Annotated in this window: 28 protein-coding genes; 21 read left to right on the forward strand and 7 right to left on the reverse strand. The window is 60.1% G+C overall.

Going from position 1 to position 24,260, the window contains the following annotated elements:
* Positions 1-6: 6 nt before the first annotated feature.
* A complete protein-coding gene (locus OQ287_RS14675) occupies positions 7-750 on the reverse strand; it encodes a hypothetical protein (protein WP_265896923.1) in 744 nt (247 codons plus the stop codon).
* Between the two features lie 145 nt (positions 751-895).
* Between OQ287_RS14675 and OQ287_RS14680 the strand changes: the two genes are divergently transcribed.
* The 8 genes from OQ287_RS14680 to OQ287_RS14710 are packed head-to-tail and all read left to right on the forward strand — an operon-like array spanning position 896 to position 4,568.
* Complete coding sequence (locus tag OQ287_RS14680; protein WP_265896924.1) at positions 896-1,024, forward strand: hypothetical protein; 129 nt, start codon at positions 896-898, stop codon at positions 1,022-1,024.
* Complete coding sequence (locus tag OQ287_RS15370) at positions 1,025-1,303, forward strand: phage baseplate assembly protein V (protein WP_407658270.1); 279 nt, start codon at positions 1,025-1,027, stop codon at positions 1,301-1,303.
* A complete protein-coding gene (locus OQ287_RS14685) occupies positions 1,233-1,583 on the forward strand; it encodes a GPW/gp25 family protein (RefSeq protein WP_265896925.1) in 351 nt (116 codons plus the stop codon). Before OQ287_RS15370 ends, OQ287_RS14685 begins: the two co-directional genes overlap by 71 nt.
* Positions 1,580-2,491, forward strand: coding sequence for a baseplate J/gp47 family protein (locus OQ287_RS14690; RefSeq protein ID WP_265896926.1), 912 nt, complete (start codon positions 1,580-1,582; stop codon positions 2,489-2,491). The genes OQ287_RS14685 and OQ287_RS14690 overlap by 4 nt, the downstream gene beginning before the upstream one ends.
* The gene (locus tag OQ287_RS14695; protein WP_265896927.1) at positions 2,484-3,110 is read left to right on the forward strand and encodes a phage tail protein I; all 627 of its coding nucleotides are present in this window, start codon (positions 2,484-2,486) and stop codon (positions 3,108-3,110) included. Before OQ287_RS14690 ends, OQ287_RS14695 begins: the two co-directional genes overlap by 8 nt.
* The gene (locus OQ287_RS14700; protein ID WP_265896929.1) at positions 3,107-3,613 is read left to right on the forward strand and encodes a phage tail protein; all 507 of its coding nucleotides are present in this window, start codon (positions 3,107-3,109) and stop codon (positions 3,611-3,613) included. Before OQ287_RS14695 ends, OQ287_RS14700 begins: the two co-directional genes overlap by 4 nt.
* A gap of 5 nt (positions 3,614-3,618) precedes the next feature.
* Positions 3,619-3,996 (forward strand): hypothetical protein, encoded by a 378-nt coding sequence (locus tag OQ287_RS14705; RefSeq protein WP_265896931.1) that lies wholly within the window; start codon positions 3,619-3,621, stop codon positions 3,994-3,996.
* A complete protein-coding gene (locus tag OQ287_RS14710) occupies positions 3,996-4,568 on the forward strand; it encodes a hypothetical protein (RefSeq protein WP_265896932.1) in 573 nt (190 codons plus the stop codon). The genes OQ287_RS14705 and OQ287_RS14710 overlap by 1 nt, the downstream gene beginning before the upstream one ends.
* Positions 4,569-4,571: 3 nt before the next feature.
* Here OQ287_RS14710 and OQ287_RS14715 read toward each other — a convergent pair whose 3' ends face one another.
* Positions 4,572-5,321, reverse strand: a complete 750-nt coding sequence (locus OQ287_RS14715; protein ID WP_265896933.1) for a hypothetical protein — start codon at positions 5,319-5,321, stop codon at positions 4,572-4,574.
* A gap of 73 nt (positions 5,322-5,394) precedes the next feature.
* On the opposite strand from OQ287_RS14715, the gene OQ287_RS14720 reads away from it, so the two are divergent.
* From OQ287_RS14720 to nagE, 9 genes are all read left to right on the forward strand, one after another.
* Complete coding sequence (locus OQ287_RS14720) at positions 5,395-6,345, forward strand: phage tail sheath subtilisin-like domain-containing protein (RefSeq protein WP_456152074.1); 951 nt, start codon at positions 5,395-5,397, stop codon at positions 6,343-6,345.
* A 3-nt stretch (positions 6,346-6,348) separates the two neighbouring features.
* A complete protein-coding gene (locus tag OQ287_RS15375; protein WP_265896934.1) occupies positions 6,349-6,540 on the forward strand; it encodes a phage major tail tube protein in 192 nt (63 codons plus the stop codon).
* A gap of 143 nt (positions 6,541-6,683) precedes the next feature.
* Entirely contained in the window at positions 6,684-6,824 is a 141-nt protein-coding gene (locus tag OQ287_RS14730) for a hypothetical protein (protein WP_265896935.1), read from the forward strand.
* Between the two features lie 153 nt (positions 6,825-6,977).
* Positions 6,978-9,155 carry a sensor domain-containing phosphodiesterase gene (locus OQ287_RS14735; protein ID WP_265896936.1) on the forward strand — a complete coding sequence of 726 codons (2,178 nt, stop codon included), beginning with the start codon at positions 6,978-6,980 and terminating at the stop codon, positions 9,153-9,155.
* Positions 9,156-9,393: 238 nt separating this feature from the next.
* Complete coding sequence (locus OQ287_RS15380; protein ID WP_407658269.1) at positions 9,394-9,678, forward strand: type IV toxin-antitoxin system AbiEi family antitoxin; 285 nt, start codon at positions 9,394-9,396, stop codon at positions 9,676-9,678.
* Entirely contained in the window at positions 9,617-9,793 is a 177-nt protein-coding gene (locus OQ287_RS14740) for a hypothetical protein (RefSeq protein ID WP_265896937.1), read from the forward strand. The genes OQ287_RS15380 and OQ287_RS14740 overlap by 62 nt, the downstream gene beginning before the upstream one ends.
* A 35-nt stretch (positions 9,794-9,828) precedes the next feature.
* Positions 9,829-10,848 (forward strand): SIS domain-containing protein, encoded by a 1,020-nt coding sequence (locus OQ287_RS14745; RefSeq protein WP_265896938.1) that lies wholly within the window; start codon positions 9,829-9,831, stop codon positions 10,846-10,848.
* Between the two features lie 36 nt (positions 10,849-10,884).
* A complete protein-coding gene (gene ptsP / locus OQ287_RS14750; protein ID WP_265896939.1) occupies positions 10,885-13,449 on the forward strand; it encodes a phosphoenolpyruvate--protein phosphotransferase in 2,565 nt (854 codons plus the stop codon).
* Positions 13,446-15,149, forward strand: coding sequence for an N-acetylglucosamine-specific PTS transporter subunit IIBC (nagE, locus tag OQ287_RS14755; RefSeq protein WP_265896940.1), 1,704 nt, complete (start codon positions 13,446-13,448; stop codon positions 15,147-15,149). The genes ptsP and nagE overlap by 4 nt, the downstream gene beginning before the upstream one ends.
* A gap of 46 nt (positions 15,150-15,195) precedes the next feature.
* Here the strand turns inward: nagE and OQ287_RS14760 are convergent, their stop codons facing one another.
* Entirely contained in the window at positions 15,196-15,411 is a 216-nt protein-coding gene (locus OQ287_RS14760; RefSeq protein ID WP_250939736.1) for a hypothetical protein, read from the reverse strand.
* 219 nt (positions 15,412-15,630) lie between these two features.
* On the opposite strand from OQ287_RS14760, the gene OQ287_RS14765 reads away from it, so the two are divergent.
* Genes OQ287_RS14765 through OQ287_RS14775 form a run of 3 tightly spaced genes read left to right on the forward strand, consistent with a single transcriptional unit; the run spans position 15,631 to position 17,509 of the window.
* Entirely contained in the window at positions 15,631-16,038 is a 408-nt protein-coding gene (locus OQ287_RS14765) for a ketosteroid isomerase-related protein (RefSeq protein WP_265896941.1), read from the forward strand.
* On the forward strand, positions 16,035-16,634 hold the full coding sequence (locus tag OQ287_RS14770) for a GNAT family N-acetyltransferase (RefSeq protein WP_265896942.1): 600 nt from the start codon (positions 16,035-16,037) through the stop codon (positions 16,632-16,634). Before OQ287_RS14765 ends, OQ287_RS14770 begins: the two co-directional genes overlap by 4 nt.
* Positions 16,631-17,509 carry a carbon-nitrogen hydrolase family protein gene (locus tag OQ287_RS14775; RefSeq protein WP_265896943.1) on the forward strand — a complete coding sequence of 293 codons (879 nt, stop codon included), beginning with the start codon at positions 16,631-16,633 and terminating at the stop codon, positions 17,507-17,509. The genes OQ287_RS14770 and OQ287_RS14775 overlap by 4 nt, the downstream gene beginning before the upstream one ends.
* A 99-nt stretch (positions 17,510-17,608) precedes the next feature.
* On the opposite strand, the gene OQ287_RS14780 is transcribed toward OQ287_RS14775, so the two are convergent.
* From OQ287_RS14780 to OQ287_RS14795, 4 genes are read right to left on the reverse strand one after another with little or no spacing between them, the layout of a single operon-like run.
* Entirely contained in the window at positions 17,609-17,869 is a 261-nt protein-coding gene (locus tag OQ287_RS14780; RefSeq protein WP_265896944.1) for a formate dehydrogenase subunit delta, read from the reverse strand.
* 39 nt (positions 17,870-17,908) lie between these two features.
* Positions 17,909-20,821: a formate dehydrogenase subunit alpha gene (gene fdhF / locus OQ287_RS14785; protein WP_265896946.1), complete on the reverse strand. Its 2,913-nt coding sequence runs from the start codon at positions 20,819-20,821 to the stop codon at positions 17,909-17,911.
* A complete protein-coding gene (locus OQ287_RS14790; protein WP_265896948.1) occupies positions 20,815-22,383 on the reverse strand; it encodes a formate dehydrogenase beta subunit in 1,569 nt (522 codons plus the stop codon). Before OQ287_RS14790 ends, fdhF begins: the two co-directional genes overlap by 7 nt.
* On the reverse strand, positions 22,383-22,889 hold the full coding sequence (locus OQ287_RS14795; RefSeq protein ID WP_250939722.1) for a formate dehydrogenase subunit gamma: 507 nt from the start codon (positions 22,887-22,889) through the stop codon (positions 22,383-22,385). Before OQ287_RS14795 ends, OQ287_RS14790 begins: the two co-directional genes overlap by 1 nt.
* A 164-nt stretch (positions 22,890-23,053) precedes the next feature.
* Here OQ287_RS14795 and OQ287_RS14800 point away from each other — a divergent pair, with 164 nt between their 5' ends.
* Positions 23,054-24,133, forward strand: a complete 1,080-nt coding sequence (locus OQ287_RS14800; protein WP_265896950.1) for a substrate-binding domain-containing protein — start codon at positions 23,054-23,056, stop codon at positions 24,131-24,133.
* Positions 24,134-24,260 lie beyond the last annotated feature (127 nt).

Genomic DNA, 24,260 nt, shown 5'->3' on the forward strand with positions numbered 1-24,260 from the left:
GATCACTTATCCGACAAGTAGTGTTTCAGACGGCGTATACATTGGGATAGCAGGGTTCTGTTTGAAGTTGGCAATGGCATCGACAGCCTCAATTCGAGAGGCCTTGCCAGCAAAGTGGCATGGGTGTGTCGTACGGCAACACGGAATGCTGCCTAGTTCGAAAAACCAGAGCCGCCGCTTTTCTTTAACCCAGGAACGTTTATGCCCATTGAAGTGCTCCATTCCCATCGCCTTAATGGTTTTGTCATGACCAGGGCCCGTCAGAAAAAGAATGGCATCAGGATTAATGAGTTTGATTTGTGCGGACAGCAACTCGCTCGAAAGCTTACGCAGTGCTTCGTATTCTTTTTTCGGGCGCCCCCGGGGCGATTTTTTACGGTAGGAACACGCGAGCAGGTTGGCCCAAAAGATTTCCATGGGCGCCATATTAAGTCGCTTTTCGGTGGTTTTTAGAAATCGAAGAAAGACACTATTGATAGGCACATTCAACTGCGCCAGGTAGTTCTCAGCGGTGCCGCCAAGATACTCATCGAGAGTATTGTTCAACTGCGCGCTTAGTAGCTTTTCGAGAGACCCATTCCATCCGCGCGTTTCCTGGCCGACCACCATCAGCTTAAATCCGGATTGCCCAAAAGCCGGACCAGGCACTGGCAGAAACACGCCAGAGTAATTGGCTTTTTCTTCTTCCAAAGGGGAGAAGTCTGTCTCAAGCAGGATCTTTCGATAGAGCGTTATCAGTTCATCACTCATCGGGGCGCCTTAACGTAAATAATTCATCCGGATATCGACCAGACAAGACGGCGCTGTAACCTGCGCCTTTACAACGCCCACCGCTCGCACTCATCGCTCAGTCCCTCGACGATAACCGCATTCTCTTTAACCGCCCGGAGCGTGAATGCACCCCGTCGAACTCGCCCGCCTCCTGCAGAACCTGATCCGTCTCGGTACCGTGGCCGAGGTCGATCACGCCGACGTGTGCGTGCGGGTCCAATGCGGTGAACTGCTGACCGATTGGGTGCCTTAGCTGGAGGCCCGAGCCGGCGCGACGCGAAGCTGGAATCCACCGACCCTGGGAGAACAGGTCGTGCTGCTCTCGCCCAGCGGTGAGCTTCGCGGTGCGGTAGTGTTGTGCGCCGTGAACAGCAACGCCCATCCAGCTTTGAGCGATGACCCGAACCTGACCCGCTTACGTCTGCCCGATGGCGCGGCAGCAGCAAAACGGAGCCACCGGCATGAGCGGCATGAATCGCACCACCGGCGCGCCGCTATCCGGCGACGAGCATATTCGTCAGAGCGTCGGTGACATTCTCACCACGCCCATCGGCGCGCGGGTGATGCGCCGCGAGTACGGCAGCCTGCTGCCGGACCTCATTGACCAGCCGCTGAACGGTGCCACCGCATTGCGGGCGTACTCGGCCACGGTGGTGGCACTCATGAAGTGGGAGCCGCGGCTGCGCATCACCCAGATACAGCGCGTGGTCGATCCTGACCGCCCCGGCCGGCTGCTGCTGGCCATTACCGGGCGGCGCGTCGATACCAATGAGCCCATCGACCTGACCGTGCCCCTGCGAGGTGACACGTGAGCAGCCCGATTGATCTCTCCCAACTGCCCGCGCCCAATGTCGTCGAGGTAATCGATTTCGAGGCCATCCTCGCCGAGCGCAAGGCGCGCCTGGTCGCGCTCTATCCGGAAGATCAGCGCGCCGACATCGCTACTCGGCTGGCACTGGAATCCGAACCGCTCAACAAGCTGCTCCAGGAAAACGCCTACCGGGAAGTGGTGCTGCGCCAACGCATCAACGAGGCCGCCCGCGCCACCATGCTGGCATTTGCCAATGATGCCGACCTTGATCAACAGGCCGCGAACGTTAACGTCGAGCGCCTGATGATCTCGCCCGGCGATCCCGACGCCGTGCCGCCGGTACCACCGACGTATGAAAGTAATACTCGCCTGCGGCTGCGCGCCCAGCGCGCGTTCGAAGGGCTGAGCGTGGCCGGTCCGACCGGGGCCTATGTGTTCCATGCGTTAAGCGCCGATGGGCGAGTGGCCGACGCGACCGCCGTGAGCCCCAGCCCCTGCGTGGCTGTCGTCACCGTGCTGTCACAGCTCGGTACCGGCGAGGCCTCAGGCGAGCTGCTCGATATTGTCTATACCGCCCTGTCTGCCGAGGACGTGCGCCCGGTCGGTGATCGGCTCACCGTCCAGTCAGCCACCATCGTGGACTATGCGATTGACGCCACGCTCTATCTCTACCCCGGCCCCGAACAGGAGCCGATCCTTGCCACCTCACGCGCCAGGGCTGACGCCTATGTGGCCGAACAGCGCCGGCTTGGGCGCGATATCCGGTTATCTGCCGTGTACGCCGCCCTGCACGTTGAGGGCGTTCAGCGCGTCGAGCTGCAAAGCCCGACGACTGACGTGGTGCTTGATGACAGCCAGGCCTCGCACTGTACCGGCATCACCCTGACCCTCGGGGGCAGTAATGAGTAGGCTACTGCCGCCCAATAGCACCGAGCTGGAGCGCCTCGCCGCTGAGGCGCTCACCGACCTTGAGCGCGTGCCGGTCCCGCTGCGCACGCTCATGAGTCCCGAAGACTGTCCGCTGCCCCTGCTGCCCTATCTGGCCTGGGCATTGTCGGTCGACCGCTGGGACACCACCTGGAGCGAGGCCACCAGGCGCGGCGTGGTGAAAGCCGCGTTTTACGTCCACTCCCGCAAGGGCACGATCTCGGCCTTGCGCCGGGTCGTCGAGCCGCTGGGTTACCTGCTGGACATCGAGGAATGGTGGCAGCAGTCGCCCGAAGGCGAGCCGGGCACATTTACCCTGCGCATCGGCGTACTCAACCAGGGCATCACTGATGCCATGTACACCGAGCTGACCCGGCTGATCAGTGACGCCAAACCGCTGACCCGCCACATCACCGGCCTCGATCTGCTCGGCGAGACACGGGGGCCACTCTACGTTGGTGCGGTCGTGCACGATGGCGATACCACCACCGTCTATCCGTATTCCCCCGAGTTCATCGTCTCGCGTGGGCCGCTCTATCACGCGGCCCTGCTTGAGGCGTTCGACACCACCACGATCTACCCCATGAGTGAGACGCCATGAGCCAGTTTTTCACACTGCTGACGACCGCCGGTCAGGGGCTGCTGGCCAACGCCATCGCCTACGGTGAGCCGTTGACCATTGCCGAGCTTGCCATCGGTGACGGGGGCGGCACGCTGCCGTCGCCCGACGCCTCGGTCACGCGCCTGGTCAATGAGGTGCGGCGCGGTCCGATCAACCAGACCACCACCGACCCGAACAATCCGAACTGGACCGTGATCGAGCAGGTACTGCCACCGGACGTGGGTGGCTGGACGATCCGAGAGGTCGGCCTGTATGACACCGACGGCAACCTGATCGCCTACGGCAACTACCCCGAGACCTACAAGCCGCAACTGAGTGAAGGCAGCGCCCGAACCCAGACCATCCGCTTTGTGATGGAAGTCACCGACACCAGTGCCGTGACGCTCAAGATCGACCCCAGCGTAGGCATGGCGTCGATGATGGCCTGGACAGCCATGCCAGTGCCAGGGCAGCACACACGGCGGATCAGATCGCCCTCGTAACCGGGATGGCCGAACAGGTGGGGTTATCAAATGTCAGCGATATGCTGGCGATGCTGCAGGCGGTGACATCGATGAGCGTGTCTGGAAGAGCGGTTGATTTTCCCTATCGGAAAAACGGAAAGCTCAAAACCTTTCAGATCAAGCTCGGCCGTTTTCAAATACCGGAGACAGCAGGAAGCAACGGCTTCGTCTTCACATTACCGGAAGCATTCGACACCAGTTTCGACTATGTCTTCGTGATTGATCGAGGCAACGGGGCCAACAGTGTGGCCTGCGAGGTCGTCAACATTGGTCAGTTTCGTGCCTTTGGACGTGCCGGTAGTGGTGATAATCCCTTTGCGTTGACGTCGATTACCTATCTGGCATTTGGAGGAATGAGTTGATGACCTACTACTACGCCGCGTCAACCGGGTGCTTTTATCGCGATACGCATCCGAACATCCCCAGGGACGCCATAAGCATAGCTACCGAAAAGCGCGATGAGTTGATCGCGGCTCAGGCCAGGGGGCTACAGATCACACCAGACGAGAAGGGTATCCCCAACGCTATAGCCCTGGACTTTTCCATAACCCGGCAGCGCCAAAATGCACTGGATGCCATCGACGCCGCGGCCGACAGGGCACGCGCCGCCGATCGCTCGACCGGGCAATATCTGGATGCCGAATACCGGCTGGTGCAGTCCGCACTCGAGCAATGGCGAACGCGAGACAGCGACGATGCCCCTGTGCCGCTCGCGATTCAGGACTGGGCCGACGCTCAGGGCATCACGCCGAATAAGGCCGCCGAGCAGATCGCCGAGGCCGCCGCACGTGCCGAGGAATTACTACAGGCCGTGCGCCGCATCCGGCTGGCCAGTAAAGCCGCAATTCGCGACGTCAGTGATGATGCCGACTTCATGGAAGTGGCGCGGCCATGTATCGATCAGCTCAATTTTTTAACTAAAACGGCCCATTAACATCTATTCAGTCATCCATGCAGGTTGTTCACCGATGATACCTACACCAAGCGGCTCATGGGTTTTATCAAGCTTTATGGGGTTAATGCTGAGTAAACCTGCCAGTTCAAGTATATAAGTCTCTTCAACTACTATCGGCATGTCATTTATCAGCGACTCACTTTCTTCATATTCCTCAAATGCTTTTGTAATCCGGTCAGTAGCGGCACGGCATGAAAGTTCTGATAAATTCAAAATATTAAGCTGCCGCTCTGGCTCGGAATACAAACCATAATTTGAATGCACCTCTCCCTCACTGATGCTAAAGATACGTTGCCATTTGCCATTGACAGCCCAGGCATAGACTGCTGCATCAACGACACGGTGGGATCCAAAGAACTGAACATTCTCAAAATTATCAGCTATATGGGAATAGCGCTGAATCATGTCTTCAGCCGTCGGGATCAACGGATCTCCAATGAATGGCAAGCTCTGGCTTACAACGAAAATCCAGCCATTGATAGGTGGAGAAACAAATATCTTGTTTTGGAACGAACAACTCAACCCAGACGCCCAGTTGGAAGGTTTCTGATTTTGTATCTCAAATAGATCGGCAACTTTCTTTGACTGGTCGCTTTTAATGGCAAACCAGGACGTCTTATATCCGAACGCCTGAGGTATATCCGGGGTCGTATCTATTTCACTGGCATGGCGCCTCCTAGACGCATAGGAAGATTCTTTCTCTCGCCGGAAAAGCCATTTCAGAAAAGACATTCTTTTTACCCATTATTGTGGAACGCACCTTTACAACGCCCGCCGCTCGCCAATCTGAACCCCGCGCCACACCATGAGCCTGACCTTTTTCACGATCAGGACAGCCCATGGCACTCGATCAATACCACCACGGCCATCGGCAAGGCCGGTACCCAAGGCACGCTGCGGCGCACAGGCGCTGCTCTCGGCCAGCGCCTCGCTTGGCGTCACGCCCCGCATCCTCGGTGTGCCCGGGCTGGATAATCAGGCCGTCACCACCGCACTGGTCAGTATCGCCCAGGATCTGCGCGCCTTCGTCTACAGCTACGCCCACGACTGCACCACCATCTCGGACGTGACCGCCTACCGCGATCAGTTCGGCGCGCGCGAGCTGATGATTATCTGGCCCGAGTTCGAGGCGTTTGACGTCACCGCCGCTGAAACAACGACCATCAGTGCCGTGGCCTGTGCCCTCGGCCTGCGTGCCAAACTTGATCAGCAGATCGGCTGGCACAAGACGCTCTCCAACGTTGCCGTCAACGGCGTGACCGGCATCAGTGCCGATGTGTTCTGGTCGCTGCAAAACCCCAACACCGACGCCGGCATCCTCAATGCCGCCGATGTCACCACCCTGATCCAGCGCGACGGCTTCCGGTTCTGGGGCTCGCGCACCTGCGCCGGGCCGACCAGCCCTTTTGCGTTCGAGAACTACACCCGCACCGCGCAGATCCTCGCCGACACCATCGCCGAGGCCCATATGTGGGCGGTCGACAAGCCCCTGCACGCCAGCCTGGCCCGCGACATCATCGAGGGCATCAATGCCAAATTCGGCGAACTCAAGGGCCTGGGCCTGATCGTCGACGGCAATGCCTGGCTGAACGAGGACCTCAACGACCAGACCTCGCTCAAGGCCGGCAAGCTGCCGCATCGATTACGACTACACGCCGGTACCGCCGCTGGAAGATCTCGGCTTCCAGCAGCGCATCACAGATACCTATCTGGCCGACTTCGCCGAGCGCGTGAACGCAGGCTAAGGAGACACTGATCCATGGCACTCCCCAAAAAACTCAAGGGCCTGAACCTGTTTGGCAACGGCGACAGCTATCAGGGGCAGGTTCAGTCCGTCACACTGCCCGCCCTCACCCGCCGCGATGGCGACCAGCACCGTCACAGCCAGACCGATCGTGACAATTTTACCGGCGTACGGGAATTCTGGAACGATACCGCCGGCAGCACGTAAGGCCGCCATCGCCAGTAAAGGGGAAAAATTCAAGGATCTGCGCGCCACCTACGCCTCCGAGGCTGACGCCCTCGAGGCCGCCAAGACAGAGGCGGGGCACCGCCACGTTCGAGCTGACACTGGCTCAAAGGCGCGCTGATCTCATGCCTGAAATGCCAATGATGCTCAGCGGCTGGAAACCGGAGATCGATGGGGAAGAATGGCTGGTGACCGAAGTCGAGGACTCACTTGGAGAACACGGATACGGCACGCGAATACGCTGTGAGAAACGTGGTACCACGTAAACATGCCCCTGTTTTTGAAAAAAGGCCCGATCAACCATACAAGACCATAAGCAGGGGTGCCGATAGATCATAAGTGCCAGCTACACTTTTTGCTTAGGCAATACGATTTGCTGCGGCGCATTCGATAACGACTCACTGGAACCTGTACCAGACATGACCTTCCCGATACCCGATGACGAAAATCGCCGACTGGACGTACTACAGCAGTATGACCTGATCGGTATCGAGCCGGAGACCTTTTTCCATAGGTTGGTCAATATGGCGGCTCGCATGTTCGACGTTCCTATCGCGCTGGTTACGCTGGTCGATCATGATCGGTTTCACTTCAAGGCTCAAACGGGCCTCGATATCTGCAGCGTTGATCGAGAAGACTCCTTTTGCGCGCACACCATCATGCAAAACGATGTCCTGACCGCGCCTGATGTTATTGAAGATGAGCGTTTCAAGCACAGCCCACTGGTGACAGGCCCGCCTCATATTCGGTTCTATGCCGGTGTCCCCCTGACCTCACCAGAGGGGGTCACGATAGGTACCCTCTGCATTGCCGATCAGCTTCCCGGGAGGCAGCTCAGCGATAATGATCGAAAGAACATGCGCGACCTGGCCATCATGGTCATGGATCGCATGGAGAAGCGCCGACTGGAAAACATGAAGCGCATGAGCCAGCAGCAACTCGATAACATCGCTCGAAGCCTGCCCAATGCCATTCTGTTTCTGGATACCAGTGGGTGCATCACCTATTTGAACGAAGGCGCCCAGGCCATGTTCGGCGGGTTGGCCGGTGAACATGCCTCGTACCTGATACATGACGATGCACTGACCGATTTCCAGACCATATTGATCCGAGCCGTGAGTGGTCCGGGCAGTTACCGCTCCTTTTCACTTGAGACGTCCTGCGTGAGAGAAGATGGCAGCAACTTCCCCGCAGAGCTGACCCTATCGGCGTCAAAGGACAGCCATCGAAAAAGCATTGTGGTGATCATTCGGGACATTACGGAGCGCAAGGAGCGCGAACAGCAGCTCACCTACATGGCAACACATGACTCCTTGACCGGACTGGCCAATCGAAGTAGTTGCACCGCTCAGCTGGATGATCTGCTTCAAAACAGCAGCGGCGTTATCGCCATGATCATGGATCTGGATGGCTTCAAGGAAGTCAACGACACGTTCGGCCATGCAATCGGTGATGAATTACTGCTTCAGGTTGCCACCCGGCTTCGAAGCGCATGCCCGAAAGCAGATTGTATCGCGCGCCTTGGCGGCGACGAATTCATCGTTGTCATTAATGATCGGGACGCGCAAAAAGCGCAGCAACTGGCTCGGCATGTGAATGAGGCGCTCTCGCCCCCCTATGACGTATCCCGCCACCGATGTCATATTGGTGTCAGCATTGGCATCGCCGTCGGCCCGGATCATGGTCAGGACTCAAGCAAACTGATTGCCGCAGCAGATCTGGCGCTTTATCAGGTCAAGCGGTCGGGCAAGGGCGACGTCATGCTGTACGAATCAGGCATGCATGAGTCGATCCAGCAGCAAAAGGCATTTGCAGCAGAATTGCGCCGCGCATATGAAGAAAGCCAGTTCGAGCTTTATTATCAACCGCAAGTCTCCACGGAAAGTAAACGACTGTGCGGGGTAGAAGCATTAATTCGGTGGCGGCACCCCAGGCGCGGTCTACTCACGCCCGCGTCCTTCATCGAGGTGCTGGGTCGCAAGCCCTGCGCAGAAAGTGTCGGCGACTGGATCATCCATACGGCATGCCAGCAGGCCGCTCGGTGGCGAACCATACATCCCGAGCTTCGTATCGGCATCAATCTGTTTGATGTGCAACTGGCCACGCCCCGCATTATTTCGGTGATACGTTCAGCGCTGGATACGTTCAAACTGCCTGCCGAAGCGCTGGAACTTGAGCTGGTCGAAACCATCATCCTGAAAAACGACAGTGCCAAGCTTGACGTACTCAAGAAACTGAAGGCTTTGGGCGTCCAGCTGGCCCTGGATGATTATGGGACGGGGTATGCCTCCCTGAGCATCCTCAAGGAGTACCCGGTAACGCGGATCAAGATCGACAAGAGCTTTGTTGAGGGGCTTCCCCACAGCAACTCCGACGTCGCCGTCGTGAAGGCGATGCTCGACCTCGGCACGAGCTTCGGGCTCGATATCATTGCTGAAGGTGTTGAAGAGCAATCACAGTTCAACTTTCTGCGAGAACATCATTGCCCGGAGGTTCAGGGATACCTGTTCGGCAAGCCCTTGCCGGCAGAGGAGTTCGAAGCAATGTTTATTACGCGGCAGGGGGAATCCATTACCGGGTGCACCAGCCCATTGTGATCATGATGCTCGCAAGGCCAACGCATTCAAGGTCACCGAAACGGATGCCGAGAAACAGGCCCTGGCCCTGGCCCTGGCCCTGGCACTGGCACTGGCACTGGCACTGGCACTGGCACTGCCCGCCAACGTGCTGACACGAACAGGCGCCCGACAAGCTATCGAACGGGGCTTACCGAACGCCGGGTGCAAGGGTACGCCGCGAAGCTGGCTCCGAAGCTGCTGTTCGGCCAGTTCCTGGATGAGACACCAGATTGGTGGGGGGACCGGAGAGGTCGAAAGCCTAGACGGTGTATGGGGCGGCGAGGTCGCTGCACGCGAATACACCCACTACTTGCAGTCCCATATCCCAGCGCTTTACGTGCCGGACGACATGAGAGCAACCCTCATGCAACGCCGCAAATTACGTCAGGCCCCTAAAGCAAGCCTCGTGGACATGATGATAATAAAACGGATTGCCTGGAGTGAGCGCGACCCACTGGCACCTGTTGCCGTGGATGAAGCCGGAAGAGCTCGACACCGTTAACGACGTGCTCAAGGCCTGTACGCTGGCTGATTCCCCCGATGAGCCGGGCGCACCACACAGACGCCATTTATCAACCATGGCCATCTCGAGTGACTACCAGGCCGGACCTCTGTAAGGTCATGCTTATAAATTGATCATTCCGGAGGCCCCATGTCCCTGATGCTGAATGAAGCCCTGAGTGCACCGAGTGTTCTCCGTACCCAGTGGCATCAGAACCAGGCCCGTGTCGCGGCCCTGGCAAAGACGCTGCTCGCCGCCCCACCCAGAAGCATTCTGACGGTGGCGCGTGGCAGCTCTGATCACGCGGCAGCCTTTTTCGGCTATCTGGCGATGAAACATCTGGGCTGTCCCGTGGCCTCCCTGCCGCCATCCCTCAGTACCGAGCGCGCTGCCCCATGGCGTGTAACGGATCAACTGGCGATTGCCTTTTCACAATCGGGTGAAAGCCCGGACCTGATCACCACCCAGCGCGCCCTGGCACTGGGTGGCGCCCGCACACTCGCTCTGATCAATGCCGAGAACACGCCGCTGGCCGCTGCCAGCGACCAGACCCTGCCCCTGCATGCCGGCAGGGAGGAAAGCGTGGCGGCAACCAAGAGTTATCTGGCAACGCTGGCCGCCGGATCGCACCTGGTCGGCGCCTGGGCCGAAAATGCCGCATTGCTTGACGCACTGGAAGCCCTTCCGGCTCGCCTGGAAGAGGCCGCAGCCCTGAACTGGCAGCCGGCCATCGACACCCTGAAACAGGCCGACCGCCTGCTGGTAATTGGCCGGGGCAGCGGCCTGGCTGTTGCACAGGAAGCAGCGCTGAAGTTCAAGGAAACCTGCGGTATTCAGGCAGAAGCCTTCAGTGGCGCCGAAGTCCGCCACGGCCCCATGGCGCTGATTGAGCCCGGTTACCCGGTGATGATTTTTGCCCCTCAAGGGCCGGAACAGACAGGGCTACTGGCACTGGCCGACGACCTTGAGGGCATGGGGGCCCGGGTCATGCTGGCCGCCGACGATCATGGCAGCACCAGTCACCTGCCGGTGGTGGATGCGGGCCACGAGGATCTGCAGCCACTGTCGATCATTCAAAGCTTCTACAGCATGGCCGCTGCACTGGCCGAAGCCCGAGGAAGCAATCCGGACCAGCCCAGACACCTTCGCAAGGTGACCCGTACTCGCTGAAACCGTAGAACCAACAACAATAACGAGGACATGTCCATGCCTGCCTTTTTTGAACTTGTCGCGCCTATTGATGGCGTGGTGATCCCGCTGCAGGAAGTGCCTGATCCGGTCTTTGCCGAAGGCACCCTCGGCCCTGGCGTGGCGCTCGACCCGCTGGGCGATACGCTTCATGCGCCCTGCCATGGCCGCATCATTCAATGTGCCCGCACGCGCCACGCGATTACCCTGCGCGATGAACAGGACTGTGAATGGCTATTGCATCTGGGGCTGGATACGGTCGAGTTGAACGGCGAAGGCATCGAGCTACTGATCAGTCACGATGACGAAGTTCACACTGGCGACCCGCTCTGCCGGTTTGACGTCGACTATCTGGCGCGCCATGCACGAGCATTGATCACCCCCATGATTCTGACCGCCCCGGTGGGTTGGGCCCTTGAGCTGCTACCCGCCCCTGGCGATATCGTTCGACAGGGCGAGCCGCTGTTTCGGCTGGTACTGAGTGAAGAGGCGCCGCCGGGGGCCGCGCCCTCCTCCACGCCGGGGCAGACCAGCACCCGCACCGTCACCGTCGCGCTGGAACATGGCCTGCATGCTCGCCCCGCCGCGCGACTACGGCGCATTGCCAGTCAGCACCAGGTCACACTGACACTGGCCACCGACGATCATCCACCGATCGACAGCGCCAGCCTGAGCGGTCTGTTGAACATGGGAATCCTGTGCGGCACGGATGTCACATTGACCGCAGCAGGCTATCAGGCCAGTACGGCACTGGACGCCGCCGTCCATCTCCTGGGCCAGCCTGATACTACCCTCGAGCAGGAAGCACCGGCCGAAGCAGACCACGCAGTGTCAGCCGATACGCCAGCCGCCGGACAGTACACCGGCCTGCCCGCCAGCCCAGGGCTCATCATCGGCCCGCTGGTCACCCTGAGCCCTGCCCTGCCGAATGTTCCCGAGCGGGGCGACACGCCGGACAGGGAACGTGCGGCACTGGACAAGGCCATTCGTCAGGCCCGGGATTCACTGGCCCGAGCCATGACCACGGCCAGTCAGGCCGGACGCCAGGAAGAAGCCGATGTCTTCGAGGCGCACCGTGCATGGCTTGACGACCCGACACTGCTCGCAGCTGCCCACAGGCATATTGACGATGGCTTTGGCGGCGGCGAGGCGTGGCGCCGCGCACTTGATGCCGAGGCCGCCACGCTGGCCGCGAGCCTCAACCCGTTGCTGGCCGGCCGCGTGAACGATCTTCGCGACCTGCAGCAGCAGGTCATGCAGCATTTCGCCACCTCGGCCCCTTCTCAGGCCCCGCTGCCACCAGGGGCTATTTTAATCAGTCACGACATGACGCCATCAGCCTTTGCCGCCATCGCCCAGAGTCTTGGCGGGCTGTGTCTGGCCGCCGGCGGGACAACATCGCATGTGTCCATCATGGCGCGGGCCAGGGGGCTGCCCTGCATCGTGGCCTGTGGAGAAGCACTGTTACAGGCCAGGGGGGAGCGCGCCTGTCTCGATGCGGAGGCAGGAATACTTGAAAGCACCCCGACACCGGAACGCCTGGAAGCGCTGGAGCGGCAACTGAGCGCACAACAGGATGCGCGGGAACGCATCGCTCGGCATGCCCACCAGCCCGCCACCACCCGAGATGGTCACACCGTTCAGGTGGCAGCCAATATCGGCTCTGCCGAAGAAGCGGCGCTGGCGGCCGCCCATGGCGCCGACGGCATTGGCCTGTTTCGCAGCGAGCTGCTGTTTCTGGAGCGCGATGCAGCACCGAGCGCCCCGGAGCAGCAGACGGTCTACACCACGGTGGTGCAGGCAATGGAAGGTGCTCCGGTCATCATTCGTACTCTGGATATCGGAGCAGACAAACAGTTGCCCTACCTGACGCTGCCCGAGACGCCCAACCCGGCGCTGGGCATCCGTGGGGTACGGCTATGGGCGCATGAGCCCGAACTGCTCGATCAGCAGCTTGACGCCCTGCTGCTGGCCGCACGAGACACCCGACCGCCACACGGGCCACCGGCCCTGCGTATCATGGTGCCGATGATCAGCGATGTGGCCGAATTCATGACCATCAAGACACGGCTGGCTGAACGGGCAGGAGCACTGGAGATTGATGCACTGCCGGAGCTGGGCGCCATGATCGAAGTGCCCTCTGCCGCACTGAGCCCGGGTCTGGCCAGAGCCGCGGACTTTCTGTCAATCGGTACGAACGATCTTGCTCAGTACACCCTGGCAATGGACAGGGAGTCTCCCGCTCTGGCAGCGCGTATGGATGTACTGCACCCGGCGGTACTTCGATTGATCAAGCTGTGTATTGAAGGAGCCCATGGCAACTGCCCGGTGGGGGTCTGTGGCGCATCCGCCAGTGACCCGCTGGCCGCGGCGGTGCTGGTAGCGCTTGGCATCGACGAGCTGTCGGTCGAACCTGCGCGTATCGGCACCATCAAGGATGGCCTGCGGCAACTGAACGTTTCCGGTCTTGCAGCCCTGCTGCCTGACCTGCTGACCATGGACAGCGCCGAGGCGATCCGACAGACCGTTTCAGCGCATCTGGCAACGACAAAAACAACATCTTCCCGGGAGGCCCTCGAATGAGCACCACACCTGGTTCCCGCATCATGGGCGGACTTCAACTGCTGGGCCGCTCACTGATGCTGCCCATCGCCGTTCTGCCGGTCGCGGGTCTGCTGCTGCGCCTTGGCCAGCCGGACCTGCTGGATATCGCCTTCATTGCCAATGCCGGTAATGCCATCTTCAGCCAGCTGGCGCTGATCTTTGCCATCGGGGTAGCCGTGGGGCTGGCCGAGGACAGTAACGGCGCCGCCGGACTGGCCGGCACCATCGGCTATCTGGTACTGAACGCCGTACTGAATACCCTTGATCCCGACATCAACATGGGCGTGCTGTCCGGCATCATCATGGGGAGCGTGGCAGGGCTGTTGTACAACCGCTATCGCACCATCACGCTGCCGGATTATCTGGCCTTTTTCGGTGGCCGACGCTTTATCCCCATCGCGACCGGGCTGGCAGGGGTCTTGCTGGGCGTCGGGTTCGGCTATGCCTGGCCTCCCATCCAGTACGGCATTGATCAACTGGGGCAGTGGCTGATCGACGGCGGCGAGGCAGGACTCTTTGTCTACGGCGTACTGAACCGCCTCCTGATCGTTACCGGACTGCATCACGTGCTGAACAGCCTGGTCTGGTTCGTTTTCGGCAGCTACGACGGCGTGACCGGTGATCTGAACCGGTTCTTTGCCGGGGACCCAACGGCAGGCAGCTTCATGACCGGTTTTTTCCCGGTAATGATGTTCGGTCTGCCGGCGGCGGCGCTGGCCATGTACCACGCTGCGCCCCGGGCGGCCCGTGCCCGGGTGGGCGGACTGTTGCTGTCACTGGCGCTGACCGCCTTTCTGACCGGCGTCACCGAGCCGATCGAATTCACCTTCATGTTTCTGGCCCCGGTACTGTATGGCGTGCATGCCGTAATGACAGGTATCTCGATGGCCGTCATGCATGCCCTTGGCGTCAAGCTGGGCTTCACCTTTTCGGCCGGGGCGTTCGACTATGCGCTGTCCTATGGCCTGTCGACCCGAGGCTGGCTGTTGATTCCAGTGGGGCTTGTGTATTTCGCGCTGTATTACGCCATTTTCAAATGGGCAATCACACGTTTCAATCTGCCCACCCCTGGCAGGGAGCCGGAGGCAGCCACCACGTCCACAGCCGAGGAACCGGCCCCCACGCAGGCACGTGGTGATGCCTTCGTTAGCGCGCTCGGCGGAGCCGATAACATCATCCGCGTAGGTGCATGTACGACACGACTGAGGCTGGTCATGGTCGATCATGACGCCATCGACGAGACGGCCCTTAAAGCGCTGGGGGCTCGCGGCATGCTCAAGCTGCAGGGCAACGGCCTGCAGGTCATTCTGGGCCCTGTCGCGGATCAGGTGTCGGACGACATTCGAACGGCACTGCCGGGCGCCCGCAGCGCCATGCCGTTGCCGGAACCCGCACCGGTGGATAGCCACCCTCGCCAGGCAACGGCTGGCCGTACGGTTACATCAGACACAGTGGACCGCGAAGGCTGGATGGCTGCACTGGGGGGTGTGGATAACATAACCAGGCTGACGTCGGTTGCCACCACGCGCCTGCGCATCGAAACCCGTCGGCCCGAGGCCATCGATGAGGCCGCCCTGCGTACGCTGGGCGCTCGGGGGATTCATCACACGACACCTCATGTCATGCATATCGTGATGGGTGCACAGGCCGAGGCTCTGGCTGACATTCTGGCACCATGAGACCTGCCAGAAGGAGCGCTCTGGCGCTCCTCCTGCATGGCCTGCATCAGGGCCTGGAGGAATCGGCACGTTTCTTCAGCCGACGGTTGCGCTGATACCGCCGAGCCAGCGCCACGCCCAGCGCCGCTGAAAGCATCAGCGCCAGCGTGATCCCCTGCGCGGGACGTACCATGCCTTCAGGCAACCAGGTATCAAAGGCAATAATCAATACAAAGCCGACCGCCTGAGAGGCGATGGCAATACTGCGAAGCCGGTCCTGCACGCGGATGCTCCCCTGATGATGACAAGGACGGCCCGATACGGACACATCGTGTGAATCCCGTATGCTACCAGCAAGCAAGGCGACACATCAGGCCCGTCGGTGCCAGTTGCGACAACCTCATGCTCGATTTTGCCAACAAGGCCCCGCCCTGCTTTCGCCCCACCACCCGGACTGTCTACTATCGACATTTTGGTTCGCGCACTTCAGGAGAGTTTTCCCATGCATCAGGCCACTACTCAGCTGCTGCAACGTTACTACGACGCCTTCAATGCCGGAGACATGGACGCCTTCCTGTCATTGCTGACCGATGATGTCATTCACGACATCAATCAAGGTGGCCGCGACATCGGCAAGCCGGCCTTTGCAGCATTCATGCAGCGGATGAACCGCAATTACCGGGAAACCATCGTGGACCTTTCGATCACCACGAACGAGAAAGGCGACCGCGCGGCCGTCGAATTCACGGTCGAGGGGCAGTACCTGGCGACCGATGACGGCCTGCCCGAGGCGCACGGCCAGACCTACCGGCTGCCGGCAGGTGCCTTCTTCGAGATTCGGGATGACCAGGTAGCGCGGGTGACCAACTACTACAACCTGGAAGACTGGATTGCCCAGGTCTCCGCATGATGACCAGGCTGACCTTCAGGCGCCTGTCCGGCGAGGCGCTGCACCCGTTCATCCCGGAGCTGGCCCGGTTACGCATGCAGGTATTTCGTGACTTCCCCTACCTGTACGAAGGCGACCCGGACTACGAAACCCGCTATCTGCAAACCTATACTGAAGCGCCGCACAGCGTGATCGTGCTGGCCCTTGAGGGTGACAGGGTAGTCGGTGCGTCAACCGGGCTGCCACTGTGTCATGAAACGGCCGACGTTCAGCGGCCCTTTCATGAGGCAGGCTACAGCATTGACGATATATTTTACTGTGGTGAATCCGTACTGCTTGCCGAATATCGCGGCCAGGGAGCGGGCGTGGCGTTTTTCCAGCAGCGTGAAGCGCACGCGCGCGAGATCGGTGGCATGACCCGTTCATGCTTCTGCGCCGTGGAGCGTCCCGCGACACACCCAACACGCCCTGCCACCTACCAGCCGCTGGATCAGTTCTGGCATCATCGGGGCTATGAAAAACACCCCGAACTTGCCACGCATTTCAGCTGGAGGGACCTCGGGGAGGCACAGGAAACCCTCAAACCCATGACCTTCTGGATGAAATCCCTGCCATGAGTGCGTTTACGCTGGCAACGGCCCAGTACGATATCGGTTTCTTTACACACTGGGATGAGTTTGCCGACAAGCTGGAACGCTGGGTTGCCGATGCCGCACAACGCGGCGCCAGCCTGCTGGTATTTCCGGAGTATGGGAGCATGGAACTGGCCTCGGTGTTCGGCAAGGCTGTGTACAGTGATCTGCACCACCAGCTTCAGGCCATGCAGACCCTGCTGGCGAAGTGGCATGCACTGCACCATAGTCTGGCACGCCGCCATAATGTGCTGATTCTGGCCAGCTCCTTCCCGACCGCAGAGCAGGATGGTCGTATCGTCAACCGCGCCACGCTGTTCGGGCCTGAAGGCCGGCTGGGCCATCAGGACAAGCTCATGATGACCCGCTTTGAAAGCGAGCAGTGGCGTATCAGCAGCGGCAGGCGCATCGAGGTCATCGATACCGATCTCGGCCGTATTGGCATACAGATCTGCTACGACTCGGAATTTCCCATGATTGCGAGCCGACAGGTGGCCGCCGGCGCCGAGCTGCTGCTGGTGCCAAGCTGCACCGACACCAGAGCGGGCTTTCATCGGGTGCGCATTGGCTGCCAGGCACGAGCACTTGAACAGCAGTGTTATGTGGTGCAGTCACCGACCATCGGTCATGCCCCCTGGTCAGAGGCCGTGGATATCAATACCGGTCGTGCCAGCGTTTACACGCCCGTGGATCATGGCTTTCCCGATAACGGCATTCTGGCCGAAGGCACTGACGATGAAGCCGGATGGGTTCTGGCACGCATTGACCTGCGTGAGGTCGCCCGCATTCGCGCTGAAGGCCAGGTGTTTAACCACCGCGACTGGCCGGCACAATTTGCGCTGTCAGGGCCTGCCGCCTGAGGGCATGTCCCTCGCCCCGCACTGCCGGCAAGGCAGGCGATGCAGGAATGAAAAAGGCCACCTCCGGGTGGCCCTTGTTTCATCATGAGTCAGGGTCGTTCAGCCTGCATCGGACGTATCGGACCAATCCCTTACTTCATCAGACATGTTCCTGAGCCGCACCACCGCGAGCAGGGAAACCGGCTCCAGTGCGCCTCCATCGTTCTCTGCATAGTCGATGATCTGCTGCTTCATCCGGCGGGCCCAGAATTTCTTGAGGTGCATCGCGACCGCTTCGGCCGCGAGTGCATCTTCGCCATGATGACGATTGTTGATGCTGATCTGATTCACCATCCTGACCAGCGTATCCATTTCATTCATGCAAGGTATCCTCCTGTGACATCGCCCGTGAAACGGCGCTCACTTGAGCGCCACCTCCCCCGCATCGGCATGATCCAGATACCGTTGCTGCTGTTCATCGAACTGCTGGAACCGCTGCTGCCAGTCAGAGGGCTGCGTGACCTTTTCGACCTGAACCGCCGTCACCTTGTATTCGGGACAGTTGGTAGCCCAGTCCGAGTTATCCGTGGTAATCACGTTGGCGCCGCTGCCCGGATGATGGAACGTGGTATACACCACCCCCGGAGCCATGCGGTCGCTGACACGACAGCGTAGTACGGTATGCCCTACGCGACTGCGAATACCCAGCCAGTCGCCATCCTTCAGGCCACGGTCTTCGGCATCCGTCGGATGAATTTCCAGTACGTCTTCCTTATGCCAGGCACTATTGGCGGTACGGCGCGTCTGCGCTCCAACATTGTACTGGCTGAGAATCCGCCCGGTCGTCAGCAGCAGCGGATAACGTCGATTGACACGCTCCTCGGTAGCCACGTACTCGGTAATGGCGAAATTTCCCTTGCCAATCGGAAAGTCCACGCCATGCATCGTCGGCGTGCCGATCGGATAATCATCGTTGCACGGCCACTGAATGCTGCCCAGGGTGTCAAGCTTGCTGTAATTCACCCCGGTAAACGTCGGTGCCAGCTGCGCGATCTCGTCCATGATTTCAGACGGATGACTGTAGTTCATGGGATAGCCGAGCGCATTGGACAACGCCTGCGTCACTTCCCAGTCTTCCATGCCCGCCACGGGTGCCATGACGCGCCGGACGCGGTTGATGCGACGCTCCGCATTGGTGAAGGTGCCGTTTTTCTCGAGGAAGGTAGCACCTGGCAACAGTACGTGGGCGTACTTGGCCGTTTCGTTCAGAAAGATATCCTGAACGATCAGGCAATCCAGCGCGGAAAGCGCTGCTTCGACGTGCTGGGTGTTCGGATCCGACTGGGCAATGTCTTCACCCTGTACATACAACGCCTTGAAGGTACCGGCTACGGCGGCATCAAACATGTTGGGGATACGCAGGCCCGGCTCGTCATCCAGCGTAGTATTCCATACCCGCTCGAAGCGCTGACGCACCTCGGTATCGGCCACATGCTGATAGCCTGGCAGCTCATGCGGGAAGGAGCCCATGTCACATGACCCCTGCACGTTGTTCTGACCGCGCAACGGGTTAACCCCGACGCCTTCCCGTCCGATGTTGCCGGTGGCCATCGCCAGGTTTGCGATCGCCATGACGGTGGTAGAGCCCTGACTGTGCTCGGTCACGCCCAGCCCGTAATAGATGGCGCCATTGCCGGCCGTGGCGTACTTGCGCGCAGCCGTGCGCACTAGCGCTGCAGGCACCCCGGTTTCAGACTCGGAGGCTTCCGGCGCATGGCGCTCTTCCTGAATGAACGTGCGCCACTTCTGATAGCCCTCGGTGCCGCAGCGGCTGGCCACGAACGCTTCGTCTTCAAGTCCTTCGGTAATCACCACGTGCGCCAGCGCGTTGACCAGTGCCACGTTGGTGCCGGGCTTGAGGGCCAGATGCAACCCTTTCTCGGCGTGCGGCGTTTTCAGAAGATCGATGCGGCGCGGGTCGGCCACGATCAGATCAGCACCCTCACGCAGGCGGCGCTTCATCAATGAGGCAAACACCGGGTGTGCATCCGTTGGGTTGGCACCAATCACCAGGATCGTATCGGCCTTCATGACGGAATCAAACGTCTGGGTACCTGCCGACTCACCCAGCGTGGTCTTGAGGCCATAACCGGTCGGCGAGTGGCAGACACGGGCACAGGTGTCGGTATTGTTGTTGCCGAACGCTGCGCGAATCAGTTTCTGAACCAGATAGGTTTCTTCGTTGGTGCAGCGTGAAGAGGTAATACCCCCCACGCTGTCACGTCCGTATTTTTCCTGAATGTCCTTCAGCCGCTTCGCCGAGAACGAGAGCGCCTCCTCCCAGGACACCGCGCGCCACGGCTGATCGATCGAGTCGCGGATCATCGGCTCACGGATACGGTCCTTGTGGGTGGCATAGCCGAAGGCGAAGCGCCCCTTGACGCAGGAGTGGCCGTGATTGGCATCACCGCCCTTGTACGGCACCATGCGAATCAACTTGTCACCCTTCATCTGGGCTTCAAACGAACAGCCGACACCACAGTAGGCGCAGGTGGTGACCACACTGTGCTCGGGCACACCCTCATCGATAACGCTCTTTTCCATCAGCGTGGATGTCGGGCAGGCCTGCACGCAGGCGCCGCAGGACACGCACTCGGAGTCCATGAAGGGCTCGTTCTGTCCGGCAGACACCATGGAACCGAACCCGCGACCGTCGATGGTCAGTGCGAATGTGCCCTGCACTTCGCCACAGGCACGCACGCAGCGCGAACAGACGATGCACTTGCTGGGGTCGAAGCTGAAATACGGGTTGGAATCGTCGATTTTGGCATCGAGGTGATTGGCACCTTCATACCCGTAGCGCACTTCACGCAGGCCAACTGCACCAGCCATGTCCTGAAGCTCGCAATCACCGTTGGCGGGACAGGTCAGACAGTCCAGCGGGTGATCGGAAATATAAAGCTCCATGATGTTGCGGCGCAGTTTGGCAAGCTTGCCGTTCTGCGTGGTAACCGACATGCCTTCGCTGACCGGGGTCGTACAAGAGGCCGGGTAGCCTCGACGCCCTTCGATTTCCACTGCACACAGGCGACAGGAGCCGAAGGCCTCCATGTTGTCAGTCGCACACAGTTTGGGCACCGTGATTCCGGCCAGCGCGGCGGCGCGCATGACCGACGTGCCTTCCGGCACGCTGATCTCGACGCCATCGATCACCAGACCGATCGCCGTCGTTGAGGTGCTCCCCGGGGTCCCCAGGTCGCGATCAAATAACGTGGGGTCGTAGCTGTTGACCTGGCCTGCAAGGTACTGCTTGGGATCAAAATGGTTCAGCATGGTATGCCTCCCGCCACCCGGGCGTGTCGCGGTGTCAAATCGTCAGGGAAATGCTCCATTACACTCTGCACCGGGAACGGCGTCATGCCGCCCATCGCACACAGCGAGCCATCGACCATGGTTTCACACAGCTCACCGAGCAATGTGAGATTCATGTCGGCATTTTCACCGGCACGAATGCGATCGATGACTTCTACACCGCGTACGGCCCCGATGCGGCACGGCGTACACTTGCCACAGGATTCAACCGTGCAGAACTCCATTGCAAACCGGGCCTGATCGCCCATGTCGACCGTGTCGTCAAACATTACAACGCCACCATGCCCCACTACCCCGCCAAACGCGGCAAAGCCTTCGTAGTCCAGCGGATTATCCCACTGACTTTCCGGCAGGTAGGCCCCGAGCGGGCCACCGACCTGGACCGCCTTGAGCGGGCGTCCACTCAACGTACCGCCCCCAAAATCCTCCATCAGCGAGAGCAGGCTGGTGCCGAATGCCAGCTCGACCAGCCCGCCACGTTTCACATTGCCCGCCAGCTGTATGGCCAGCGTTCCACGGGAACGACCCATGCCGTAATCGGCGTAGGCCTGCCCCCCCTGATCCAGAATAAAGGGCACGGCAGCGAACGACAGCACGTTGTTAACGACCGTTGGACGACCAAACAGACCTTCGATGGCCGGCAGCGGCGGCTTGGCACGCACCAGACCACGACGTCCTTCCAGGCTTTCAAGCAGGGAGGTTTCCTCGCCGCAGATATAGGCCCCGGCCCCCAGCCGAACTTCCAGATGGAAGGCCTTGTCGGTGCCCAGCAGGTTGTCGCCCAGATAGCCGGCTTCGCAGGCACGGGCAATGGCGTCATTGAGGATGGTATGCGCCAGTGGGTACTCGGAACGCAGATAGATATAGCCCTGGTCCGCGCCCACGGCGAGACCGGCAATGGTCATGCCCTCGATCAGCATATACGGATCGCATTCCATCACCAGACGATCGGCAAAGGTCCCCGAGTCGCCTTCATCGGCATTGCAGACAATATATTTCTGGCCGGGCGCTTCGTCATGAACGGTCTGCCACTTGATGCCGGTCGGGAAGGCGGCCCCACCGCGGCCACGCAGCCCGGAGGTCTTCACTTCGTCGACAATGGACTGACCGTCACGTGCCAGTGCGGCCCTGAGACCATGGAAGCCGCGCAGTGAGGTGTAATCCTCAAGCGAGAGGGGGTCAATGATGCCGATGCGTGAAAAGGTCAGTCGCTGCTGCTGCTTGAGGTAGGCGATTTCCTCGGTCAGTCCGAGTGCCAGCTCATGATCCTGCCGCCCGTCGAACAGTCCAGACTCCACAAGGCTGTCTACCGCGCCGGGCGTTACCGGGCCAAAGGCTGCCCGACCGTCCGGAGTATCGACCTCGACCAGCGGCTCCAGCCAGAACAGGCCGCGCGAGCCGTTACGCACGATACGAACATCCACGGAGCGCGACGCTGCCGCACGCGCGATGTGCTCTGCGACCCGGTCAGCCTGAAGGGCACGTGCCGTGGTATCACTGGGTACATAAACGGTTATTGCCATTATTTCACCTCCACGACAGTCGTCGTCAGCTCGTCGGCCAGCTCATCAAACCGGGCTGGCGTAACGCGCCCGTGAACATCGTCATTGATGCGAATGGAGGGGCCACAGGCGCAATTGCCAAGACAGTAAACCGGCTCCAGCGTGAACTCATGATCCGGCGTTGTCTGATGGTAATCCACCTTCAGGGACGCCTTGATATGTGCTTCAAGCTGCCGGCTTCCGACAGCCTGACAGGCTTCGGCGCGACAGACATGAATAACGCTTCGACCGGCCGGCCGGGTTCGAAAATGGTGATAGAAGCTGATGACCCCGTGCACATCGGCGCGGGTGCAGCTCAGCGTCTCGGCAATGAGTGGCACCGCACCATCGGGAATATGTCCGAAACGATCCTGAAGCGCATGGAGGGTGGGCAGCATGGCGCCGGGCATCGACTTGTGGTCGTCGATCACTTCCTGGATCAGCGCCGGCGTCCAGGCGCCGGCGGCTGGCGAGCTGGTAGTAGACATGACCTGGTTGCCTCATCAAGTAGTCGAACGTGTCGGACGGGGTCAGACGACCGGCAGCATGTGTTCGAACGTCGTATAGGAATAATTGTTCTTAATTGCTTTATGCTTAAGTCACGTGACGGCCAAACTAGCACACCCGGGCAACCCGAAAAATATGAATGAAAATGCTTAAGACAAAGTTGCATATCACCCCGACCTGGCTGTTCAGAAACGAGGAAAATGACCTGCTGGATCCTGTCATTTTTGCGTTGCTCAATGGCGTACACGACACCGGCAAGCTGACGCGTGCAGCGCAGAAGGCCGGAATCTCTTACCGCCATGCCTGGAACCTGCTTACCCGGGGTGAGCTTTTCTTTGGCATGCCCATGGTAACCATGCGCAAGGGGTACGGAACGCGGCTCTCGCCGCTGGGTGAACAGCTGCTGTGGTCAGAACAACGCCTCAGGGCACGACTCGAGCCTCAACTCGACAGCATGGCTTCGGAACTCAACCACCAGCTGCAGCAACTGCTGGAAGGGGCCCATCCGGTGCTGCGCCTGCACGCCAGTCACGGCTACGCCGTCGCACTGCTCGCGGAGCTGCCGGGCGAGCTGGACCTGCGTTACTGCAACCCGCTGGAAGCCCTCAGCGCCCTGAATCGGGGCGACTGCGATCTTGCCAGCTTTCACCTGCCGGCTTCGCCGCCACTGGCGGCACGTGTCATGGCCGCCTATCACGACCAGCTTGCCGGTCAAAACCTTCGCGTCATTCGATTTGTCACTCGGCGCCAAGGCCTGATCCTGCGTGCCGAGACACGACAGCAGGTTCACGGCCTTGCGGACCTTACCCGGCCCGGGCTCCGCTTTATCAACCGCGATGAACACTCCGGCACCCGGGTACTGTTCAACCTGCTGCTGGAAGCACACCACATCGATGAAGCGCACCTCACCAATGCTGCTCAGGAGGAGTTCACTCACACCGCCGTCGCCGCTTATGTGGCTGCCGGCATGGCCGATGTGGGGTTTGGCGTCGAGGCTGCCGCCGCGCAGTTCGGCCTCGAGTTCATAAATCTGGCCACGGAGCACTACCTGCTGGTCTGTCATGAGAGCCAGCTTCGTCAGCACAACCTGTGCCAGTTGATGGAAGCCATGGGCTCTGACTCGTTTCTAAGCGCCGTTGATCACCTGGCCGGATATACGCCGGATAAATGCGGTACGCCCTGCACATTCGATGAACTGCTGAAGGATGGGATCGACCAGTCCTGAGATGGCCTCAGCGAGCTCATTGCAGGGCGCCTGCGGCCTCGGACGTTCATCTGCACGCATCAAGGGTTAAGCCCTGCCGGGCTTTAAGGTAAGATACCGCGCCCGCCGGCATGAACCTGTAAATGTG

Origin of the sequence: Larsenimonas rhizosphaerae, from assembly GCF_026240105.1 — a bacterium.
GTDB lineage: Bacteria > Pseudomonadota > Gammaproteobacteria > Pseudomonadales > Halomonadaceae > Larsenimonas > Larsenimonas rhizosphaerae.

Excerpts from the sequence above, each read along its gene's own strand:
- OQ287_RS14745 (WP_265896938.1), top strand. The coding sequence starts at position 9,829 with ATGTCCCTGATGCTGAATGAAGCCCTGAGTGCACCGAGTGTTCTCCGT.
- OQ287_RS14705 (WP_265896931.1), top strand. The coding sequence starts at position 3,619 with ATGGCCGAACAGGTGGGGTTATCAAATGTCAGCGATATGCTGGCGATG.
- OQ287_RS14720 (WP_456152074.1), top strand. The coding sequence starts at position 5,395 with ATGAGCCTGACCTTTTTCACGATCAGGACAGCCCATGGCACTCGATCA.
- OQ287_RS14780 (WP_265896944.1), bottom strand. The coding sequence starts at position 17,869 with ATGAATGAAATGGATACGCTGGTCAGGATGGTGAATCAGATCAGCATC.
- OQ287_RS14685 (WP_265896925.1), top strand. The coding sequence starts at position 1,233 with ATGAGCGGCATGAATCGCACCACCGGCGCGCCGCTATCCGGCGACGAG.
- OQ287_RS15380 (WP_407658269.1), top strand. The coding sequence starts at position 9,394 with ATGAGACACCAGATTGGTGGGGGGACCGGAGAGGTCGAAAGCCTAGAC.
- OQ287_RS14715 (WP_265896933.1), bottom strand. The coding sequence starts at position 5,321 with ATGTCTTTTCTGAAATGGCTTTTCCGGCGAGAGAAAGAATCTTCCTAT.
- fdhF (WP_265896946.1), bottom strand. The coding sequence starts at position 20,821 with ATGCTGAACCATTTTGATCCCAAGCAGTACCTTGCAGGCCAGGTCAAC.
- OQ287_RS14790 (WP_265896948.1), bottom strand. The coding sequence starts at position 22,383 with ATGGCAATAACCGTTTATGTACCCAGTGATACCACGGCACGTGCCCTT.
- OQ287_RS14795 (WP_250939722.1), bottom strand. The coding sequence starts at position 22,889 with ATGTCTACTACCAGCTCGCCAGCCGCCGGCGCCTGGACGCCGGCGCTG.
- OQ287_RS14770 (WP_265896942.1), top strand. The coding sequence starts at position 16,035 with ATGATGACCAGGCTGACCTTCAGGCGCCTGTCCGGCGAGGCGCTGCAC.
- OQ287_RS14695 (WP_265896927.1), top strand. The coding sequence starts at position 2,484 with ATGAGTAGGCTACTGCCGCCCAATAGCACCGAGCTGGAGCGCCTCGCC.
- OQ287_RS14730 (WP_265896935.1), top strand. The coding sequence starts at position 6,684 with ATGCCTGAAATGCCAATGATGCTCAGCGGCTGGAAACCGGAGATCGAT.
- OQ287_RS14775 (WP_265896943.1), top strand. The coding sequence starts at position 16,631 with ATGAGTGCGTTTACGCTGGCAACGGCCCAGTACGATATCGGTTTCTTT.
- OQ287_RS14675 (WP_265896923.1), bottom strand. The coding sequence starts at position 750 with ATGAGTGATGAACTGATAACGCTCTATCGAAAGATCCTGCTTGAGACA.
- OQ287_RS15375 (WP_265896934.1), top strand. The coding sequence starts at position 6,349 with ATGGCACTCCCCAAAAAACTCAAGGGCCTGAACCTGTTTGGCAACGGC.
- OQ287_RS14800 (WP_265896950.1), top strand. The coding sequence starts at position 23,054 with ATGCTTAAGACAAAGTTGCATATCACCCCGACCTGGCTGTTCAGAAAC.
- OQ287_RS14710 (WP_265896932.1), top strand. The coding sequence starts at position 3,996 with ATGACCTACTACTACGCCGCGTCAACCGGGTGCTTTTATCGCGATACG.
- nagE (WP_265896940.1), top strand. The coding sequence starts at position 13,446 with ATGAGCACCACACCTGGTTCCCGCATCATGGGCGGACTTCAACTGCTG.
- ptsP (WP_265896939.1), top strand. The coding sequence starts at position 10,885 with ATGCCTGCCTTTTTTGAACTTGTCGCGCCTATTGATGGCGTGGTGATC.
- OQ287_RS14765 (WP_265896941.1), top strand. The coding sequence starts at position 15,631 with ATGCATCAGGCCACTACTCAGCTGCTGCAACGTTACTACGACGCCTTC.
- OQ287_RS14680 (WP_265896924.1), top strand. The coding sequence starts at position 896 with ATGCACCCCGTCGAACTCGCCCGCCTCCTGCAGAACCTGATCCGTCTC.
- OQ287_RS14700 (WP_265896929.1), top strand. The coding sequence starts at position 3,107 with ATGAGCCAGTTTTTCACACTGCTGACGACCGCCGGTCAGGGGCTGCTG.
- OQ287_RS14735 (WP_265896936.1), top strand. The coding sequence starts at position 6,978 with ATGACCTTCCCGATACCCGATGACGAAAATCGCCGACTGGACGTACTA.